The organism is Bacteroides ovatus, assembly GCF_001314995.1.
Lineage (GTDB): Bacteria > Bacteroidota > Bacteroidia > Bacteroidales > Bacteroidaceae > Bacteroides > Bacteroides ovatus.
Genome location: NZ_CP012938.1, coordinates 897800 through 917741, shown reverse-complemented (window position 1 = coordinate 917741; position 19942 = coordinate 897800). Strand labels below are relative to the sequence as shown.

At 39.0% G+C, this 19942-nt stretch carries 18 protein-coding genes and 1 tRNA gene; 4 read left to right on the top strand and 15 right to left on the bottom strand.

Annotated elements, in window-relative coordinates; all coding sequences use genetic code 11:
• The 8 genes from Bovatus_RS03555 to tsaD all read right to left on the bottom strand — a co-directional run bounded on the left by Bovatus_RS03555 (position 1) and on the right by tsaD (position 5733).
• Positions 1-273, bottom strand: coding sequence for an HU family DNA-binding protein (locus tag Bovatus_RS03555; protein ID WP_004306073.1), 273 nt, complete (start codon positions 271-273; stop codon positions 1-3).
• A complete protein-coding gene (gene rimO / locus Bovatus_RS03550; RefSeq protein ID WP_004295980.1) occupies positions 266-1576 on the bottom strand; it encodes a 30S ribosomal protein S12 methylthiotransferase RimO in 1311 nt (436 codons plus the stop codon). Before rimO ends, Bovatus_RS03555 begins: the two co-directional genes overlap by 8 nt.
• Positions 1573-2532 (bottom strand): signal recognition particle-docking protein FtsY, encoded by a 960-nt coding sequence (ftsY, locus tag Bovatus_RS03545; RefSeq protein WP_004295981.1) that lies wholly within the window; start codon positions 2530-2532, stop codon positions 1573-1575. Before ftsY ends, rimO begins: the two co-directional genes overlap by 4 nt.
• 138 nt (positions 2533-2670) lie before the next feature.
• Positions 2671-2829, bottom strand: a complete 159-nt coding sequence (locus tag Bovatus_RS24540) for a DUF4295 domain-containing protein (RefSeq protein WP_004295982.1) — start codon at positions 2827-2829, stop codon at positions 2671-2673.
• Between the two features lie 16 nt (positions 2830-2845).
• On the bottom strand, positions 2846-3034 hold the full coding sequence (gene rpmG, locus Bovatus_RS03540; protein WP_002560155.1) for a 50S ribosomal protein L33: 189 nt from the start codon (positions 3032-3034) through the stop codon (positions 2846-2848).
• Positions 3035-3055: 21 nt separating this feature from the next.
• A complete protein-coding gene (gene rpmB / locus Bovatus_RS03535) occupies positions 3056-3316 on the bottom strand; it encodes a 50S ribosomal protein L28 (protein WP_004295983.1) in 261 nt (86 codons plus the stop codon).
• Between the two features lie 122 nt (positions 3317-3438).
• Positions 3439-4671 carry a competence/damage-inducible protein A gene (locus Bovatus_RS03530; RefSeq protein ID WP_004295984.1) on the bottom strand — a complete coding sequence of 411 codons (1233 nt, stop codon included), beginning with the start codon at positions 4669-4671 and terminating at the stop codon, positions 3439-3441.
• 42 nt (positions 4672-4713) lie between these two features.
• Positions 4714-5733, bottom strand: coding sequence for a tRNA (adenosine(37)-N6)-threonylcarbamoyltransferase complex transferase subunit TsaD (tsaD, locus tag Bovatus_RS03525; protein WP_004295985.1), 1020 nt, complete (start codon positions 5731-5733; stop codon positions 4714-4716).
• A gap of 200 nt (positions 5734-5933) precedes the next feature.
• On the opposite strand from tsaD, the gene Bovatus_RS03520 reads away from it, so the two are divergent.
• Positions 5934-10388 carry a translocation/assembly module TamB domain-containing protein gene (locus Bovatus_RS03520; protein ID WP_004295986.1) on the top strand — a complete coding sequence of 1485 codons (4455 nt, stop codon included), beginning with the start codon at positions 5934-5936 and terminating at the stop codon, positions 10386-10388.
• An 87-nt stretch (positions 10389-10475) separates the two neighbouring features.
• Here the strand turns inward: Bovatus_RS03520 and Bovatus_RS03515 are convergent, their stop codons facing one another.
• Positions 10476-11333: a PepSY-like domain-containing protein gene (locus tag Bovatus_RS03515; protein WP_004295987.1), complete on the bottom strand. Its 858-nt coding sequence runs from the start codon at positions 11331-11333 to the stop codon at positions 10476-10478.
• Between the two features lie 21 nt (positions 11334-11354).
• Positions 11355-11792 (bottom strand): PepSY-like domain-containing protein, encoded by a 438-nt coding sequence (locus Bovatus_RS03510; RefSeq protein WP_004295988.1) that lies wholly within the window; start codon positions 11790-11792, stop codon positions 11355-11357.
• A gap of 317 nt (positions 11793-12109) precedes the next feature.
• On the opposite strand from Bovatus_RS03510, the gene Bovatus_RS03505 reads away from it, so the two are divergent.
• The 3 genes from Bovatus_RS03505 to Bovatus_RS03495 are packed head-to-tail and all read left to right on the top strand — an operon-like array spanning position 12110 to position 14957.
• Positions 12110-13261, top strand: a complete 1152-nt coding sequence (locus tag Bovatus_RS03505) for a COG1470 family protein (RefSeq protein WP_004295989.1) — start codon at positions 12110-12112, stop codon at positions 13259-13261.
• Positions 13262-13264: 3 nt separating this feature from the next.
• Complete coding sequence (locus Bovatus_RS03500) at positions 13265-14008, top strand: ABC transporter ATP-binding protein (protein WP_004295990.1); 744 nt, start codon at positions 13265-13267, stop codon at positions 14006-14008.
• Complete coding sequence (locus Bovatus_RS03495) at positions 14001-14957, top strand: ABC transporter permease (RefSeq protein WP_004295992.1); 957 nt, start codon at positions 14001-14003, stop codon at positions 14955-14957. Before Bovatus_RS03500 ends, Bovatus_RS03495 begins: the two co-directional genes overlap by 8 nt.
• Before the next feature lie 129 nt (positions 14958-15086).
• On the opposite strand, the gene Bovatus_RS03490 is transcribed toward Bovatus_RS03495, so the two are convergent.
• The 5 genes from Bovatus_RS03490 to Bovatus_RS03470 all read right to left on the bottom strand — a co-directional run bounded on the left by Bovatus_RS03490 (position 15087) and on the right by Bovatus_RS03470 (position 19570).
• On the bottom strand, positions 15087-16361 hold the full coding sequence (locus Bovatus_RS03490) for a sensor histidine kinase (RefSeq protein WP_004295993.1): 1275 nt from the start codon (positions 16359-16361) through the stop codon (positions 15087-15089).
• A gap of 21 nt (positions 16362-16382) precedes the next feature.
• Entirely contained in the window at positions 16383-17060 is a 678-nt protein-coding gene (locus Bovatus_RS03485; RefSeq protein WP_004295994.1) for a response regulator transcription factor, read from the bottom strand.
• A gap of 207 nt (positions 17061-17267) precedes the next feature.
• Positions 17268-18761, bottom strand: coding sequence for a proline--tRNA ligase (gene proS, locus Bovatus_RS03480; protein ID WP_004295995.1), 1494 nt, complete (start codon positions 18759-18761; stop codon positions 17268-17270).
• Between the two features lie 170 nt (positions 18762-18931).
• Positions 18932-19360, bottom strand: a complete 429-nt coding sequence (locus Bovatus_RS03475) for a DUF2867 domain-containing protein (protein WP_004295997.1) — start codon at positions 19358-19360, stop codon at positions 18932-18934.
• Between the two features lie 137 nt (positions 19361-19497).
• Positions 19498-19570 (bottom strand) — tRNA-Gly (locus tag Bovatus_RS03470).
• Positions 19571-19942 lie beyond the last annotated feature (372 nt).

The following is a 19942-nucleotide window of genomic DNA, read 5'->3' as shown; positions in this document are numbered from 1 at the left end:
TTATTTAAACTTATCTTTCAATGTATTGCTAGGTCTATACGATAATACCAATTTAGGTGGAACCAGCATGCGTTGTTTGCTTGCCGGGTTGATTGAAATCCGTTCCGCTTTCTTTTTCACTTCAAAAGAACCGAATCCTTGAATTGCAATCACATTACCTTCTTCCAATTCTTGTGTCATACTGGACAACAAAGAATTCATCAATTCGGAAGTATCCTTGATTGTGTATCCCAATCTTTCCGCTAGTTCGGATGTAAATTCCTTATTATTCATAGTCATTTATAATCTTTGCATATAAATCAAAATCGTCCGCATTCACCACTTCTACCTGATAAAACTGTCCGATCTTAAGTTCTCTCTCTGAACGATCAATCAATACTTCCGGATCTACTTCCGGTGAATCAAATTCTGTCCGTCCGATATAATAATCTCCTTCCAGACGATCGATGATCACTTTCATCTGTTTACCGATCTTTTCTGCACTTAACTCTGCCGAAATACCTTGCTGGATATCCATCAATTCATCAAGTCGGGCTTGTTTAACCTCTTGTGGAATAGAATCTTCGTATGTTTCTGCAGCATAAGTCCCTTCTTCTTCGGAATATGCGAAAGCACCCATTCGATCAAAACGTACTTTACGTACAAATTCTTTGAGATCCTCGAAGTCTTCCTCGGTTTCTCCGGGATGTCCTACCATTAAAGTCGTCCTCAGGTGAATGCCCGGCACTTCTCTGCGGAATTGTTCGATCAATTGGTAAGTATCCTCTTTGCTCACTTGTCGGCGCATTAACTTCAACATATTGTCACTGATGTGCTGAAGGGCAATGTCCATGTATTTACATACATTGTCACGTTCGCGCATAACCCGGAATAAATCTGTTGGGAAATGTGCTGGATAGGCATAATGCAAGCGAATCCATTCCACCCCGGGTATATCAGAAATACGCTCAATCAATTCCGGAAGCATTTGTTTCTTATACCGGTCTATGCCGTAATAAGTCAATTCCTGTGCGATCACCTGAAATTCTTTCACGCCTTGCGATACCAGGTATCGTACTTCGTCCAGAATTTCTTCTATTGGTTTGGAAATATGGTGTCCTGTAATAATAGGGATAGCACAATAAGAACATTTACGATCACATCCTTCTGAAATTTTCAGGTAAGCATAATGCTGGGGAGTTGTCAATGTCCGTTCGATATATAATTCATCGTGATAGACCTTTCCCAAGTCCTGTAAAAGCTCCTTCCAATTAAACTTCCCATAAAACTTATCTACCTGTGGTATCTCAACAGCTAATTCCTTGAGATAGCGTTCGGAAAGACAACCCATCACGAAAAGTTTCTTTAAATCCCCTTCTTCCTTTCTTTCAGCGAACTCCAGAATCATATTTATGGATTCTTCTTTGGCATCACCAATGAAACCACATGTATTGATTACCGCAATTTCTCCTTGCGGATTTTCAGTGTCATGAGTTACGCTGTATCCGACTTCCTCCAATTGGCGCATTAGCTGCTCGGAGTCAACCAGATTTTTAGAACATCCTAAAGTAATAATATCTATTGTTTTTCTTTTCATGCATTTTCTCCAAACAAGGAATCAACGAATTCATTTTTACGGAATACCTGCAGGTCTTCCATGCCTTCGCCTAGTCCGATATACTTAACAGGAATCTTGAATTGATCGGAAATACCAATCACAACACCACCTTTAGCGGTTCCATCAAGCTTAGTGATGGCCATAGCGGTAACTTCCGTCGCCAAAGTAAATTGTTTGGCTTGCTCAAATGCATTTTGTCCGGTGGAACCGTCCAGTACCAATAAAACTTCATCCGGTGCATCAGGCACTACCTTTTTCATCACATTCTTAATTTTGGTCAACTCGTTCATTAAGCCTACCTTATTGTGCAGACGACCGGCTGTATCAATAATAACCACATCTGCGTTATTGGCAACGGCCGAACTAAGAGTGTCATAAGCCACAGATGCGGGATCTGCTCCCATTTTCTGTTTAACTACGGGAACTCCTACCCGTTCTCCCCAAATCATTAGCTGTTCCACAGCTGCAGCGCGGAAAGTGTCAGCGGCTCCCAAGTAAACGGATTTACCTGCTTTCTTGAATTGATAAGCCAGTTTACCAATGGTTGTAGTTTTACCTACCCCATTTACTCCCACAACCATAATGACATAAGGTTTTCTTGCGATGGGTACGTCGAAATCAGCTACATCACCCGAATTATTTTCAGTAAGCAGAGCTGCTATTTCGTCACGTAATATAAGATTCAGTTCCTGAGTATTTACATACTTATCTGCAGCAGCACGTTTTTCGATGCGCTTGATAATATTTAAAGTTGTTTCTACGCCGACGTCAGATGTAATCAGCACTTCTTCCAGATTATCTAATACTTCATCGTCTACTTTTGACTTGCCAGCCACAGCACGAGCTATTTTACTGAATACGCTCTCTTTGGTTTTAGATAATCCTTTATCTAAAGTTTCCTTCTTCTCCTTTGAAAAAAAACTAAAAAATCCCATATTTACACTTGTTTGTATAATACATTTGCTACAAAGATATAACAAAGGATTGGAAAAGTAAAAAAAGAAGCAATAAAAAATCCCCTCATTGTTCGCCAATGAGAGGATTTTGCAGTTATAGCGTATATGCTATTTCGATTATTTTTTGAAAAAGTCTTGTACTTTTTCGTTCGGAACCATTTGTTCATCAAAAACGTATGCTCCAGTTTTCGGAGATTTTACCATTTTGATAACCTTGGTATAAGCACGACCTTCTTTAGAACCTTCGTGCAAACTTGCTACTGTTTTCTTTGCCATGGGTTATACTACTTTATTATTTAATTTCCTTGTGTACTGTTACTCTCTTCAGAATCGGGTTGTATTTTTTCAACTCAAGTCTTTCTGTAGTATTCTTTCTGTTCTTAGTTGTGATATAACGAGATGTTCCCGGCATTCCACTGTCTTTGTGTTCTGTACATTCCAGAATCACTTGTACTCTGTTACCTTTTGCTTTCTTTGCCATTGTAAGTTTTCTCCTCTACGTTTAGCCGATTACTTTAATGCTTTTCCAATCACAATAACCTTTAGCCACTGCTTCAGTCAGCGCAGCATCCAGTCCTTTTTTGTTGATAATACGCAACCCGTTAGCACAAATGCTAAGGCTGATCCAACAATCTTGTTCTACATAATAGAACTTTTTGTTAAACAAGTTCAAATCAAAGGTTCTTTTAGTTCTTCTCTTTGAGTGTGAAACATTGTTGCCAATCATGGCTTTCTTTCCGGTAATTTGACAAATCTTCGACATTTCTATCTTATTTTTATAGTTTTATATCTATACTTCTTTCAAACAGGACGCAAAGTAAGCACTTTTATCCGTATAAAACAAGAATTTCCTAAAATAATTCACTTCCAGGCACCTATTTTTCTTTATTTGAGTAAATCACGGAGCATTAATAGTGCATTATTGCCTGCTCTTTCGATATTCATGCTTCTTCCGCGGTTCGTTTCCTGTTTGTAAGTACGAATTTCGTTTTTATAACCAGCGGCTATCCAAACAGTTCCCACCGGCTTCTCGGGAGTACCCCCTCCAGGACCTGCTATCCCTGAAGTAGCAACGGCGCAATCGGTTTTTAGTGCTTTCATCGCACCTTTTACCATTTCAATCACAGTTTCTTCGCTGACGGCCCCATGTTGCTCCAATGTTTCGGAGGAAACGTGTAAAAGTCCCATTTTTACTTCATTAGAATAGGCTACTACGCTTCCGTTAAAATATTCAGAACTACCGGCAATGGAGGTCAAACGTGCGGCAATACTGCCTCCGGTACAACTTTCTGCGGTGGAAACGGTCAATTTCTTCTTTTTTAAAAGTTCACCGACTATAACTTCCAATGGCGTATCTTCTTCACCGAAAATGTCTTCACCAAGTATTTTCTCTAATTTTACCTTTTCACGTTCAAGAAGAACTTTTACTTCTTCCCTGTTTTGTCCGCGTCCTGTCAGTCTAAGACGAATAATCCCCAGCTTAGGCAAATATGCCAATTTGATACATTCTGGCAGAGCACTCTCCCACGGTTCCAGTTTTTCTGCCAATACGGATTCCGGATAGTGTTGTACAAGAAATGTTTGATGCATAATCACATCCGTTTGAAACCTCTCGTGCAGTTTAGGTAATACACTTTCTGTCATTACGGCAGTCATCTCTTGCGGAACGCCCGGCATGGAAACAAGTACCTTTCCATCTCTTTCGAACCAGCTGACAGAAGCACTTCCTACAGGATTATTTATCACTGTACAATCTTTCGGAACCATTGCCTGGCTTTTGTTGAGTGCATTCATTGGTATTTTCCCTGCCAGTACCCGTTTTACATTTTCGAATACTTCTTCGCTGAAAACCAGTTCTGTATGAAAGTATTTGCATAAAGTTTGTTTGGTGATATCGTCTTTGGTAGGTCCGAGTCCTCCGGTTACTAAAACAATATTCACCCTTTCCATCGCATTATCAATCGCTTCCAAGATTTCCTTTTCCCGGTCACGGATTGAAACAATACGAAGAACCTCAATGCCTATTTTATTTAATTCCTGCCCCATCCAGGCTGAATTAGTGTCGACAATCTGTCCTATCAACAGTTCGTCGCCAATAGTTATTATTTCGGCAAACATACTTCTTAGTTTTTATCTTATATATAATTAAGGTATACCTTATTATAACGTCACACGAGAATAAGCCGGAAGATCAATAGAACAAAAGTCCTTATCCAGATATTTGAAATATCCGGTAATGGCGATCATGGCTGCATTATCAGTCGTATAACTGAATTTAGGGATAAAAATGTTCCAGCCATATTTCTCGGCATGTTCCCGGAAAGCATTACGCAATCCATTATTTGCAGAAACTCCTCCGGCCACAGCTATTTCATTAATCTTATATTCTTTGGCGGCTTTTCGTAATTTATCCATCAGAATATCCACTACAGTAGCCTCCAATGATGCTGCAAGATCTACTTTATGGTGTTCTATGAAATCAGGATCTTCCTTTAACCAGTCGCGTAATGAATATAAAAAGGAAGTTTTCAATCCGCTGAAGCTGTAATCTAAACCAGGAATATGCGGTTTGCTGAATGTAAAAGCTTTCGGATTTCCCTGACGAGCCAGTTTATCAATGATCGGTCCGCCGGGATAACCAAGTCCCATCACTTTAGAGCATTTATCAATAGCTTCACCTGCGGCATCGTCAATAGTCTGTCCAAGAATCTCCATATCATTATAGGCTTTGACCAGTATGATTTGTGAATTTCCTCCAGATACCAGCAAACAGAGAAATGGGTAAACAGGTTGTCTCTCTTCTTCTCCTTCCGCTTTAATAAAATGAGCTAAAACATGTCCGGTCAAATGATTAACATCAATCATTGGGATGTTTAAAGAACGAGCGAATCCTTTTGCAAAGGAGGCTCCAACAAGCAAAGACCCCATCAATCCCGGTCCGCGAGTGAAAGCTACCGCGCTCAACTCTTCTTTGGTGACGCCGGCACGTTTTAATGCTTCATGTACTACCGGTACGATGTTTTGTTGGTGTGCCCGTGAAGCCAACTCGGGTACTACTCCACCGTATGCTTCATGTACGGCTTGACTTGATACCACATTTGACAGCAAATAACCATCCTTGATTACGGCTGCCGACGTATCGTCACAGGAGGATTCAATTCCTAAAATTATTGCACTCATAAGTATTTAAACTATTAAACGGTGCAAAAGTAATCATAAAACTACGATTCGTAACGAACTATTTTATATTTTTGTTCGCAAAATAAAAGTTATCGCATATCAGAACGCTGAAAAAGACTGTACGCTGGGTAGTAGGTATTGTACTGGGAGTATATATCGGGACTATTGTTTTGCTGAATATACCAAACATTCAGCAAGCAATGAGTGTATTTGTAGCTGAAGAACTTTCTGAAGTTTTAAATACAAAGGTAGTGATTGGTAGAATTAATATGGGTCTATTGAACCGTATTATTATTGATGATGTATTGCTTGACGATCAGAGTGGTCAGGAAATGCTCAAAGTCACACGTTTGTCTGCCAAGTTCGATATTATGCCCTTTTTTAAAGGAAAGATATCCATTAGCAGTGTCCAGCTTTTCGGATTTAATATCAATCTCCGGAAAGAGACTCCGGATTCCCCTCCTAATTTTAAGTTTGTTTTGGATGCTTTTGCTTCCAAAGATACCGTGAAGAAAGAAAACTCCCTTGATTTGCGTATTAATTCCATCCTGATTCGTCGTGGAAGGATGTCTTATCATGTGTTGTCGGAAGAAGAAACACCGGGGAAATTTAACGCTAAGCATATTCAGCTTCAAAATATCATCGCTAATATATCGCTGAAGGCATTAAGTAAGGACTCTTTGAATTTAGGGATCAAGCGATTGAGCCTTGATGAAAAAGCATCCGGCTTCTCTTTGAAAAAAATGAGTTTGAAACTGGTTGCCAATAACAAGCAGACAAACATTGATAATTTTACAATAGAATTGCCCGAAACCTCTCTCAAGCTTGATACCATTCATTTGGAGTATGATAGTTTGAAAGCTTTTGACCGTTTTACAGAACAGGTGCATTTCTCTTTCCGTACTTTGCCATCGCAAGTTACTTTAAAAGATATTTCTCCTTTTGTCCCTATCCTCTCGCATTTCAAGGAACCGGTGACGTTGGATATGGAGGTGAAGGGAACTGTGGATCAGTTGACTTGTTCGCATCTGGAGATTACAGCCGATGACCGTCAGTTCCGTCTGCGAGGAGATGTATCGCTTCAGGACTTATCGCGTCCACAAGATGCGTATGTATATGGAACCCTTTCCGAACTTTCGGCCAATACGCGCGGAGTCGGTTTTTTAGTGCGTAATTTGAGTCCTAATTATAATGGAGTTCCTCCTCTTCTCGAACGTTTGGGCAACGTGAGTTTCCAGGGAGAAATTTCGGGATACTTCACGGACTTAGTTACTTATGGACAATTACAAACGAGTCTTGGAAATGTAAAGACCGACTTAAAATTGAGTTCTGATAAGACAAAAGGATTGTTTGCGTATTCCGGAGCTGTCAAAACAGAGGATTTTCAACTAGGTAAATTATTGGATAATGAGGAATTGGGAGAAATTACTTTCAATCTGGATGTACATGGCCGGCATATTGCTGACCACTTGCCTGCCGTAGAATTGAAAGGACTGATTGCTTCGATAGATTATAGCAGATATAGATATGAAAATATCACACTGGACGGAGAATACAAACAAGGCGGATTTAATGGAAAGATTGCGTTGGATGATCCTAATGGCTCTATTTATCTGAATGGAGACGTAAATGTTGCATCCAAAGTTCCTACTTTTAATTTTCTTGCAGTAGTCAATAAAGTACGCCCACATGATTTGAATCTTACGACCAAATATCCTGATGCAGAGTTCTCTTTAAAACTGAAAGCCAATTTTACAGGTGGATCAGTGGATGAGATGATTGGAGAAATCAATGTGGATAGCTTGGAATTTACAGCTCCGGATAAAGCATATTTCATGCAGAATATGAATATCCGGGCAACCAAACAAAATGGAGAAAATCAGCTTAGATTGACTTCCGAATTCCTGAAAGCAAGCATAGAGGGAAAATTCCAATATCACACATTGCCTGCCAGTATTCTGAATATTATGCGGAAATATGTGCCGTCTTTGATATTACCTCCCAAGAAGCCGATTGAAACCCATAATAACTTTTTGTTTGATATACATATATATAATACGGACATTTTATCTACGATATTTGATATACCGTTAACGGTATATACTCATTCTACGTTGAAGGGATATTTTAATGATGCTTTACAACGCTTGCGTATAGAGGGATATTTTCCCCGTCTGCAATATAAGAACAACTATATTGAGTCAGGTATGATTCTGTGCGAGAATCCGGCAGATCATATTCGTGCACGGGTTCGTCTGACTAATTTGAAAAAGAAAGGGGCAGTCAATCTATCTCTGGATGCACAAGCTAAAGATGACAATGTCAGTACGACTTTGGATTGGGGAAATAATGCTGCAGCAACATATAGCGGGAAATTAGCAGCTGTTGCCAAATTTCTACGTACAAGCGGAGAAAAGTCATTGTTGAAAGCGATGGTGGATGTGAAGCCTACTGATGTTATTTTAAATGATACTCTCTGGAAGATACATCCTTCGCAGGTGGTGGTCGATTCCGGACGAGTGGATGTGAATAATTTCTATTTTAGTCATCAGGATAGGTATGTACGTATTAACGGCCGGCTTTCCGAGAATCCTAAAGATACTGTAAAGGTTGATCTAAAGGATATAAATATGGGATATGTATTTGATATTGCAAGTATATCCGACGATGTAAATTTTGAGGGCGATGCAACAGGAACGGCTTATGCAAGCGGAGTGTTTAAAAAGCCTATCATGAATACCCGTTTATTTATAAAGAATTTCTCACTCAATCACGGTCGTTTGGGTGAACTGGATATATATGGTGAGTGGGATAATGAAAACAGAGGTATCCGGTTGGATGCATCCATTCAGGATATATCTCCTTCTCCGTCGCGTGTCACGGGTATTATTTATCCATTAAAACCCGAGAGCGGACTTGATTTAAATATTGAAGCAAATGAATTGAATCTGAAATTCCTCGAACATTATATGAAGTCTATTGCCAATGATATTAAAGGGCGAGGAACAGGAAAAGTACATTTCTATGGAAAATTTAAAGGATTGAACCTGGATGGTGCGGTTATGACAGATGCATCCATGAATTTTGATATTTTAAACACACATTTTGCGGTAAAAGATACTATTCATTTGGCTCCTACCGGATTGACATTCAATAATATACATATCTCTGATATGGAAGGGCATTCGGGGAGAATGAATGGATATTTGCATTTCCAGCATTTTAAGAACCTAAACTATCGTTTCGAGATACAGGCAAATAATATGCTTGTGATGAACACAAAAGAATCGACAGATATGCCTTTCTATGGTACGGTATATGGTACCGGGAATGTATTGCTCTCTGGAAACGCCATACAGGGGCTCGATGTAAATGTGGGCATGACTACAAATCGAAATACTACCTTTACCTATATTAATGGTAGTGTAGCATCGGCTACTAGCAATCAGTTTATCAAATTCGTGGATAAAACACCTCGTCGTACTATCCAGGATTCTGTTCAAGTAATCTCATATTACGAACAAATACAGCAAAAACGTCAGGAGGAGGAAGAGCAGAAAACAGATATCCGTTTGAATATTCTTGTGGATGCAACTCCCGATGCCACCATGCGAATCATTATGGACCCTATTGCCGGAGATTATATCAGCGGAAAAGGTACGGGAAATATCCGGACGGAATTTTATAATAAGGGCGATGTGAAAATGTTTGGTAATTACCGGATCAATCAAGGAGTATATAAATTTAGTTTGCAGGAGGTGATCCGTAAAGACTTTATTATCAAGGATGGAAGTACAATAACGTTCAATGGTGCACCTTTGGATGCTAACATGGATATACAAGCTTCATATATAGTGAATTCCGCTTCTTTGAATGACTTGATACCGGATGCTTCGGCTATTATTCAACAACCCAATGTACGTGTAAATTGTATCATGAATCTAAGTGGTATGCTGGTACGACCGACTATCAAACTGGGTATAGAACTTCCGAATGAAAGAGATGAAATACAAACATTGGTGCGTAATTATATCAGTACGGAAGAGCAAATGAATATGCAGATTCTTTATTTGTTGGGTATTGGCAAGTTCTATACGGAAGATGCCCGTAATAATAATCAGAATTCGAATGTGATGTCATCGGTGCTCTCATCTACTCTCTCCGGCCAGTTGAATAATGCACTTTCACAAGTCTTTGAAACGAATAACTGGAATATCGGTACGAATTTGAGTACGGGTGATAAGGGTTGGACAGATATGGAAGTAGAAGGTATTTTGTCGGGACAATTATTGAATAACCGTTTATTGATAAATGGAAACTTCGGTTATCGGGATAATCCGATGGCTAATACTAACTTTGTAGGAGACTTTGAAGCAGAATGGCTGATTACCCGTTCGGGAGATATTCGTTTGAAGGCTTATAATGAGACAAATGACCGTTATTACACAAAAACAAACTTGACTACACAAGGTGTAGGTATCATGTATAAAAAGGATTTCAATAAATGGAGTGATCTATATTTCTGGAATAAATGGCGGTTACGCAATAAGCGGAAACGGGAAGAAGCTGAAAAGGTGAAACCGCAACAAACGGACAGCATCACTGATAAAACTGCTAAATCGGCAGTGAAAAGAAAACGTGTACAGGAGCAGTAAAAAATAATAAACGATGACATATCCACCAGGAATTATGTCATCGTTTGTTGTTTGTGAGAATTAAGTTTCAGAATTATGCACTTTGACCTATGAAAGGACAGCACCGTTCTCGCCTATGTTTACTACTTTATCTACATCCCCCTTCTCAAGTTCAATTCGATAATATATGCTACCATCTGCTTTTTCAATATACTCCGCTTCGTCAAAACGATATTCTCCATATTGATTATTGAGAGTATTGTTTACTGCTTCAGGCAATTCATTCTGACGTATTTCCCATGAAGTAGAATACCAATTTCCAGTCTGGTTGAACAATACATCTTTTGGGATTCCATTATGAATGATATCTACCTCTGTATATCCAAAATCCCAATCATTTCTATCATCCTCAACGTCTACTTCCATGATTCTTGCATTCGGATACTTTTCATTGATGAAGTTTTTCATAGCTTCAGTCAATTGTACAGGAAGATGTTCGGTGTTATCATCATCAGTGTCTACAATGCTTTTAATCAGAGTTCCATCAGCAGAATAATACAAATCGACCTCCTGATTCTGCTTTTCGACTTCAATTACGAAAACAGTTTCAACGCCTGTCCGTTCCAGTTTGTCTATATCATCCCGCTTCCATGAGGCATATTCGCTGCTCTCAAAAGACGTTTTTACTGCTTGTGGTAATGCATTGTAAGGAATGTCCGTTTCTGTCATTTGCCATTTACCATCTTGGGTGAACCATGCAGATGCTTCATATCCGTCATAGAAATCTGCTACATAATATCCAGACTTAGTTTCCCACTTCACATTTGCAGCATTAGGGAATTTGGATGAAAATGCACTTTGAAGTTCGGCAGGAACAGCTATTGAACCATCGTCATCGTTGTCACAACTTTGCAGACTCCATGTGACGCTTAGTGCCAGTAAAAGTGTATAAATCTTTAGTTTCATCTTTGTTCAATTTAAATAGGTTTAGAAATCAATATCAATCAAATTAAATTTCAGGTCAAACTTCAGTTCCGTACGGTTGGACAGTTTTACTTCATAATCTTTCTTATCTCTCTCAATTTTTAGAATTTTAGCATCAGGGTAATTGGTCGCTACGTATTTCTGAATAGCTGCCGGAATAATTGCTGTAGGTACAGAACTATATTTGCAGTTCACTTCTTCCCAGTTACCTTTGTTGTCAAACTCTACTTTATCGCCATTCGTGAAAATCACTTCATAACTTTTATAGAAGAAATCACTTTCCATTTTGGCTAATGCTACTTTGCTGTCGGCAAAATGCTGTTTGATAAACTGCTGTGCCGGTTGTGGCATTTGAGTTACCTGGATTGGTTTGTCGTCATCTGCACGAGCTACTGTTTGCAAAGTGAAAAGACACACTAATAAGAATACTAACTTTTTCATAATCGTTGTTTTTTAATATTGGTTTTTACTATTATTATTAATTTGATAATGCAAAGATGAGAGGAGAATCTGAAAAGATTTGGGAATTTTGAGAATTTCCGAAAAAAAATCGAAAAAATATAGTGACGCTATCCGGTTAACATAGCGTCACTATATATAAAGGATACCGTCACCATCCTATAGGGATAGTGTCACTATAATTTCTTCCTGAAATTAGATTCTTTAGGATTCTTTTAAAACTACTAATAGATACATCGTTTATTTTTGCACACACAAATTTGACAATATTCATATTAAACAACCATAAGAACTTTTGTATGACTATGAGAACAAATTATTTTTTATTATTAGCTATTCTATTGGGGATTATCCCTATGAGTTACACGCACGCCAATGATTCAATACCTAAGAGCGTGATTCTGTACACACCTTACACAAAAATCTCCGTATCTCCCGGAGCGTCAATTGACTACAGTATTGATCTTATCAACAACACGGACCAGTTGATGAATGCGAATCTTTCTGTCAGCGGATTGTCCGCCAGTTGGAAACACGAAATGAAATCCGGTGGCTGGAGCCTTAGCCAACTATCGGTACTTCCCAAAGAGAAAAAGACTTTCAATTTAAAAGTCGAAGTCCCATTAAAAGTGAATAAAGGTAATTATCACTTTGTAGTATATGCCGGAAACGCCAAACTTCCATTGGATGTGGTGGTTGCTCAAAAAGGAACATACCAGACTGAATTTACTACCGACCAACCCAACATGCAGGGAAATTCTAAATCAACCTTCACTTTCAGCGCCACTTTAAAGAATCAGACTGCCGACCAGCAGCTATATGCTTTGATGGCTAATGCACCCAGAGGTTGGAATGTAGTTTTTAAACCTAATTATAAGCAAGCCACTTCTGCACAAGTGGAAGCCAACAGTACCCAAAATGTAAGTATAGATATTACTCCTCCTGCCAATGTAGAAGCCGGCAGTTACAAAATTCCGGTACGCGCTGCTACAGGTACCACTTCCGCTGAATTGGAACTGGAAGTGGTTGTTACCGGCTCTTATCAAATGGAACTGACTACTCCCCGTGGGTTATTGAGCACAGATGTCACAGCAGGTGATATAAAGAAAATAGAACTGGAAGTCAGAAATACAGGTTCTTCATTACTGAAAGATATTCAGCTGTCTGCTAATAAACCTGCTGACTGGGAAGTAACTTTCGAACCTTCAAAAATCGATGCACTAAAAGCCGGAGAGACATCAACGGTTATGGCTACTTTGAAAGCTTCTAAAAAAGCATTGCCAGGCGACTATGTGACTACCATCATGGCAAAAACTCCTGAAGTAAATGCCGATGCGCAGTTCAGAGTTGCAGTAAAAACTCCGATGATATGGGGATGGGTAGGCGTTCTTATCATTATTGCCACCATCGGCGTGGTTTACTATCTGTTCCGTAAATATGGAAGGAGGTAAATTATGGGCGAACAAGTGATCGTACTTACCGATTTGACCAAACAATACGGTAATTTCACTGCTGTAGATCATATTCGCCTGAATATCCGGAAAGGAGAAATCTTCGGATTACTGGGACCGAATGGTGCTGGAAAATCAACTACTATCTTAATGATGTTGGGATTGACAGAGCCTACTTCGGGAACAGTTGAAATTTGTGGAATCAATTCTACTACACACCCCATTGAAGTAAAAAGGAAAATTGGGTATTTGCCAGAAGATGTAGGATTCTATGATGATATGACAGGACCGGAGAATTTGATCTATACAGCGCGATTAAATGGTATTTCTGATAAAGAGGCAAAAACCAAGGCTATGGAACTGATGAAGCGGGTAGGCCTTGAAGATCAGTTAGCCAAAAAGACAGGGAAATACTCTCGTGGTATGAGACAGCGGTTGGGATTGGCTGATGTACTTATTAAAAATCCGGAGATTATTATTCTCGATGAGCCGACTTCAGGGATTGACCCTGCAGGTGTTCAGGAATTTATCGAACTGATTCGCTGGTTGAGTAAAGAAGAAGGACTGACAGTGCTTTTCTCTTCCCATCATCTGGATCAGGTACAGAAAGTGTGCGACCGGGTAGGTTTGTTCAGTAATGGCCAATTACTTGCTTTGATCGATATGGCAGAATTGAAAGATAAGAAGCAGGAATTGTCTGATATTTATAACCATTATTTTGAGGAAGGAGGAGAAAGACATGAATAAAGTCAATCATCCTTTTTGGGTTATCGTCAACAAGGAAATTTCCGATCATGTCAAAAGTTGGCGTTTTATTATACTAATAGGCATTATAGCACTTACCTGTATGGGGTCGCTATATACAGCACTCACCAATATTAGTGAAGCCATCAAACCTAATGATCCGGACGGTTCGTTTCTTTTCTTGAAGTTGTTTACGGTTTCAGATGGGACTCTCCCCTCTTTTGTGCTGTTTATTAACTTCTTAGGTCCCCTATTGGGAATCGCTTTGGGATTTGATGCAGTCAATTCCGAACAAAATAAAGGAACATTGAGCCGTATGCTGTCCCAGCCTATTCATCGCGATTGCATTATCAATGCGAAGTTTGTGGCTGCTTTGATTGTGATAGGTATCATGTTGTTTGTATTGGGCTTTCTGGTGATGGGATGTGGGCTGATTGCTATTGGTATTCCTCCTACGGCAGAAGAGTTTTGGAGAATTGTTTTCTTCATCATTACCAGTATCTTTTATGTAGCATTCTGGTTGAATCTGGCTATTCTGTTCTCACTCCGTTTCCGTCAGGCAGCGACTTCTGCCTTAGCATCTGTGGCTGTTTGGCTGTTTTTTAGTGTATTCTATACCATGATTGTTAATTTGGTGGCAAAAGGGTTGAGTCCGTCACAGATGGCATCACCTTATCAGATTATCAGTTATCAGAAGTTTATTCTAGGGTTGATGCGTTTGGCACCGAGTGAACTGTTTAATGAAGCTACCACCACACTATTGATGCCTTCTGTCAGAAGTTTGGGGCCATTGACTATGGAACAGGTACAGGGAGCTATCCCTAGTCCGCTCCCATTGGGACAAAGTCTTTTAGTTGTATGGCCACAGTTGACCGGATTGATTGCGGCAACGGTTATTTGCTTCGCTATTTCTTATATCATGTTTATGAGGAGAGAAATACGATCCCGATAACCTGCTCACTATAAAAGACGCAGAGGACACGGAGAAACAGGTGGATGGATATACCTGACAAATTGGTTTTATGATAACCGACAGGTCGTTCACTTAAAATCCGTGTCCTCTGTGTTTTTCAGATGAATCTTATGATTGGGAAATCTCGAAGCAATGTTCATTCTGCTCGAAGTAATATTTTATATTCAGATGTTGCAAACGACAGATGGAATCGGCTATAGCTAATCCCAGCCCTGTAGATCCTTCTTTTTTGCTACCCTGATAGAAACGTTCGAAGATATGTTCCTTGTTCAGCGGATGTTCCACTCCCGAATTTCGGAAAGTAATGCCGTTCTTAGTAACGGTGATTCGGATATGTCCCCCGTCAATATTATGTACAAATGCATTTTTCAGGAGGTTAGTGAGTAAAGCAACAGCCAGGGATTCGTTCATTGTCACCTTGAAAACGCCTTGTTCATCTATCGTGACTTCTATGTTGCGATAATCATAAACTTCTTCGTAATCTTGCAGATATTGTTTGAGAAGTACATTGAGTTCCAATTCTTTGGTATCCGTAAACTGACCATTATCAATCTTGGAAAGCAATAATAGGGATTTGTTTAATTTAGTGATGTATTCTAAAGTCTGATGCGTTTTCATCAGTTCTTCCAGTTGTTTTTCTGATAGCGAATCATCTTCCATCAACATTTCCAATCGATTACGGCAGATAGCAAGTGGAGTTTGTATCTCGTGTGAAGCATTTCCGATAAACTGTTTTTGTTGTTCGAACATCTGCTCCGTACGTTCCACATAACGAATGGCAGCCTCATTTAATTTCCGGAATTCCGTGATTTGAGTATCGTTACTCAAAGGTTTATTTCTTTTTCCTGTTTGATAACCGTCCAGCCAGTGTAGAAGTACATAGAGCGGTCGCATATTCCGGTAAAATACCCATACGGAAATGATAATAATGCAGAATAATAAAGCTACATATAAAAATATAATCCACACCTGGATGGCATCTCTCAAATCGTCTTTTTCAATGCTGGGAGTTGATACTGTCAGCTCGTGGTATCGTCCTTCATCATCTTTAAAGATAGTAGTAAGAATACGTGCCGGCTCGGTCTCTCCTTTTTCTTCAATGTATACCATAGAGTCTTTATACTGAATATCCTCCCGGCTTTCCGCATACTCTTTGCTTACTTCCATCATATAATATTGATTGTTGGAGCCATTGGTTTTAGAAGGTAGCTCCTCTCCTGCCAATGCCCGGATAATGATGGTTTCCGAATAATCTTCCAAAGCATCATCCACTTCATCGTTGACTTCATCGATCATCGTAACATAAAAGAAGATAGCCCAGACCGTCAGTATAAGGGTCAGAGCAAGAGTAATACGAAGAATGATGTAATATATTAATTTCATGGACAATAATTTCTTTCTTTTTTATTCTACTATCATTTTATACCCAAATCCATAGACTGCTTTAATTTCAATAGTTGCACCGGAATCTTTGAGCTTTTTGCGAAGATTCTTGATTTGTGCATATATGAAGTCAAAATTATCGACCTGATCGATATGGTCTCCCCACACTGATTCGGCCAAAGTGTTTTTATTGATTAATCTCCCAGGGCGATTGATAAAATATAACAGGATATCATATTCTTTTCTATTTAGTTCCACTTCCTGCTCGTTGACAAATACACGATATTTATCCGGTTCTATCCGTACGTTGCCTTGGCGGATATCAATCTCTCCATCATGCTGATGGCGACGAATCACGCTTTTAATTCGTGCATTTAGTTCAACCAAATGAAATGGCTTTGGCAAATAATCGTCCGCTCCCAGTTCTAATCCCAAAACTTTGTCTTCCAGAGAGTCTTTCGCGGAAATAATAATCACGTTCTCCCGCTTATGGAGAGCTTTCAGTCGTTCAAGAAGATCAAGTCCGCTTCCGTCCGGTAGCATGATGTCCAATAAGATACAATCATAGTCGTAATCTTCAATTTTGCGTAGAGCAGAATTGAAGTCACTGGCTGTTTCTACAACGTAACGTTCTTTTTCAAGTGAACATTGAATCAGTTCTCTCAAAGAGGGTTCGTCTTCTACAATCAATATCTTCATAATTTTGTCTCCTTTCTTTTTTACATACTACAAAGAAAAGGGATATTTCTGAAATAAAACTGAAATGGATTGAAAAAAGAGCTTGAAATAACTATTGAATGTCTAATGAACTGTTAGGACAGGCCATAAATAATATAATAAAAAAAAGAAAAGGATGAAAGCGATTGAGCCGTTTCCATCCTTTTTATAATTATGTGCGAATTTTGTTTAATAAGAACGTGCAAATATCACGCGGCAAGCAGATGGTTTACCTGTTACCATACATTTACCAGGTTCTTTGTCTTCCGGAACAAATGACTCGAACGGAATACAACGAATGGTTGCTTTAGTTTCTTCCTTAATTTTTTCTTCGGTTTCAGTAGTTCCATCCCAATGAGCCAGAATAAATCCGCCTTCTTCGATTTTTTCTTTAAATTCGTCATAGGTGTCTACTGTTGTAATCTTGGAGTTACGGTAGTCCAATGCTTTCTTGTAGATATTAGCTTGCATTTCTTCAAGCAAATTCTGAACGTATGTTTCAATGCCTTCACAAGTAACCGTTTCTTTTTCCAGTGTATCACGGCGCATCACTTCCATAGTGTTGTTTTCAAGATCGCGACCACCCATAACCAAACGAACAGGTACACCCTTCAATTCATAATCAGCGAATTTGAAGCCCGGGCGTTTGTTATCTGCATTATCATATTTCACAGAGATACCCAATGCTTTCAACTTAGCTACAATGCCTTCTACTTTAGCGTCAATTTGTTTCAGTTGTTCGTCATTCTTATAGATAGGAACGATTACTACCTGAATCGGAGCCAAATGTGGAGGTAATACCAATCCGTTGTCATCCGAGTGAGTCATAATCAATGCACCCATCAAACGAGTAGAAACACCCCATGAAGTAGCCCAAACATACTCCAACTTGTTTTCCTTGTTAACGAACTGAACATCGAATGCCTTTGCAAAGTTTTGTCCCAGGAAGTGGGAAGTACCACTTTGCAATGCTTTTCCGTCCTGCATCATGGCTTCTATTGTGTAAGTGTCAAGTGCACCTGCAAAACGTTCATTGGCTGATTTCACTCCCTTTACAACGGGAACAGCCATATATTTTTCTGCAAATTCACCATATACATTCAACATTCTGATTGCTTCTTCCTCTGCTTCTTCACGGGTAGCATGAGCGGTATGTCCCTCTTGCCACAGGAATTCGGCAGTACGCAGGAAAAGACGGGTACGCATTTCCCAACGGAAAACATTCGCCCATTGGTTACAGAGAATAGGCAGGTCACGGTATGACTGAATCCAGTTCTTATAAGTATTCCAGATGATTGTTTCTGATGTCGGACGGATAATTAATTCCTCTTCCAATTTAGCTGCAGGATCTACTACGACTCCTGAACCGTCTTCTGCATTCTTCAAGCGATAATGTGTTACTACGGCACACTCTTTCGCAAACCCTTCTACGTGTTCTGCTTCGCGGCTTAAGAATGATTTCGGGATTAATAGCGGGAAATATGCATTTACGTGTCCTGTTTCCTTGAACATGTCGTCCAATTGACGTTGCATTTTCTCCCAGATAGCGTATCCGTAAGGCTTAATCACCATACATCCGCGCACGGCAGATTGTTCTGCCAAATCAGCTTTTACCACCAAATCGTTATACCACTGTGAGTAGTTTTCACTACGTTTGGTAAGGTCTTTCAGTTCTTTTGCCATTATATTTTTCTATTTAAAGTTTTCTTGAGTGTTAAAACAGGGTGCAAAAATACGAAAAATGCATGAACTGCCCTATTCTTCATGCATTAATTTTCTAAAGTCATTTGCTTCTATATTACATATCTCATTTTTCATATTCGTTATATCGTTGCATCCGCGACTATGCTTGTTCAGCATAGCGCCTTTTTGAGAACTAAAGGCACTATGACCCGATGAAAAGGTTTTATACAAAAGAAATAAGCCTTTCCTACCCAATTATGGTATTTTACTAATGTGGTAACCTCAATCATTTGTTTTCCTGTTTCCAATGGTGTAATGAAAATATCGACATAAAACAATAAATGTTTATCGTCTTTTCTCATAATTGCTTCTTGCTTGTCTTCCTCTATAATAAGTTCTTCACTTTCAATAGCTTTAGTTTCTATACCGAAAGGTTTGACTAAACAGGCCCTTATTGCATACAACATTCGGAGCCAAGCGGGGTTATGAGCAAAGACTTTTAAAATAATATCTTTAGGAGACAAACGATTTTCTGTAACTTCTATGGAAAAACTGTCACTGTAATCTACGGGGAGATATTTCTCTATTTTCTTAGCCATATTGGTTATTCAATTAGGGTTATTCTACAATAGTTTAGTTTAGGTTTCCTCCGATAATAGATAAAACCATAGAAAAGGGGGCTTGAAAAATAAAAAATCAGGCAGTTTATTTAAGATAACCACCTGATTTTCAAAAGAGCGGTAAACGAGGCTCGAACTCGCGACCTGCGGCTTGGGAAGCCGCCGCTCTACCAACTGAGCTATTACCGCATATTTACTGCATTTCTCGACTCAAAAGCCTTATGAAATGGTGATGCAAAGGTAAACATAATTTTTATATCTCAAATAAAATCGCAGAAATTTTAATGCAAGAAAAAAGAGAAATCAAAGCATCTTCAATTCTTTTGTTTTGATGAAAAACAACCGGATATAAAAAAACGCATATTAGTAGCCCGTATAATTAAAAATATACAGATTGACGATAGTCGCTATAGAAAAAACTCCAGGATTTCCGGTTAATAAGATTCAGATATAAACTATTTTAGTGAATAATCTATCACTAGGTTCTAAATAGAGAATGAATATTGAATATGTGAGAATAAAGTTGCTTATATTATTTCAAATTGACAGATTTAGTTTCTA

What these genes read in the sequence shown, in the direction of transcription:
- Bovatus_RS03510 (WP_004295988.1), bottom strand. Translation starts at nt 11,792, where the DNA reads ATGAAAAAGTTAGTATTCTTATTAGTGTGTCTTTTCACTTTGCAAACA.
- Bovatus_RS03530 (WP_004295984.1), bottom strand. Translation starts at nt 4,671, where the DNA reads ATGTTTGCCGAAATAATAACTATTGGCGACGAACTGTTGATAGGACAG.
- Bovatus_RS03500 (WP_004295990.1), top strand. Translation starts at nt 13,265, where the DNA reads ATGGGCGAACAAGTGATCGTACTTACCGATTTGACCAAACAATACGGT.
- Bovatus_RS03490 (WP_004295993.1), bottom strand. Translation starts at nt 16,361, where the DNA reads ATGAAATTAATATATTACATCATTCTTCGTATTACTCTTGCTCTGACC.
- rpmB (WP_004295983.1), bottom strand. Translation starts at nt 3,316, where the DNA reads ATGTCGAAGATTTGTCAAATTACCGGAAAGAAAGCCATGATTGGCAAC.
- Bovatus_RS03555 (WP_004306073.1), bottom strand. Translation starts at nt 273, where the DNA reads ATGAATAATAAGGAATTTACATCCGAACTAGCGGAAAGATTGGGATAC.
- Bovatus_RS03475 (WP_004295997.1), bottom strand. Translation starts at nt 19,360, where the DNA reads ATGGCTAAGAAAATAGAGAAATATCTCCCCGTAGATTACAGTGACAGT.
- ftsY (WP_004295981.1), bottom strand. Translation starts at nt 2,532, where the DNA reads ATGGGATTTTTTAGTTTTTTTTCAAAGGAGAAGAAGGAAACTTTAGAT.
- Bovatus_RS24540 (WP_004295982.1), bottom strand. Translation starts at nt 2,829, where the DNA reads ATGGCAAAGAAAACAGTAGCAAGTTTGCACGAAGGTTCTAAAGAAGGT.
- rimO (WP_004295980.1), bottom strand. Translation starts at nt 1,576, where the DNA reads ATGAAAAGAAAAACAATAGATATTATTACTTTAGGATGTTCTAAAAAT.
- Bovatus_RS03520 (WP_004295986.1), top strand. Translation starts at nt 5,934, where the DNA reads ATGAGTGTATTTGTAGCTGAAGAACTTTCTGAAGTTTTAAATACAAAG.
- tsaD (WP_004295985.1), bottom strand. Translation starts at nt 5,733, where the DNA reads ATGAGTGCAATAATTTTAGGAATTGAATCCTCCTGTGACGATACGTCG.
- Bovatus_RS03515 (WP_004295987.1), bottom strand. Translation starts at nt 11,333, where the DNA reads ATGAAACTAAAGATTTATACACTTTTACTGGCACTAAGCGTCACATGG.
- proS (WP_004295995.1), bottom strand. Translation starts at nt 18,761, where the DNA reads ATGGCAAAAGAACTGAAAGACCTTACCAAACGTAGTGAAAACTACTCA.
- Bovatus_RS03505 (WP_004295989.1), top strand. Translation starts at nt 12,110, where the DNA reads ATGACTATGAGAACAAATTATTTTTTATTATTAGCTATTCTATTGGGG.
- Bovatus_RS03495 (WP_004295992.1), top strand. Translation starts at nt 14,001, where the DNA reads ATGAATAAAGTCAATCATCCTTTTTGGGTTATCGTCAACAAGGAAATT.
- rpmG (WP_002560155.1), bottom strand. Translation starts at nt 3,034, where the DNA reads ATGGCAAAGAAAGCAAAAGGTAACAGAGTACAAGTGATTCTGGAATGT.
- Bovatus_RS03485 (WP_004295994.1), bottom strand. Translation starts at nt 17,060, where the DNA reads ATGAAGATATTGATTGTAGAAGACGAACCCTCTTTGAGAGAACTGATT.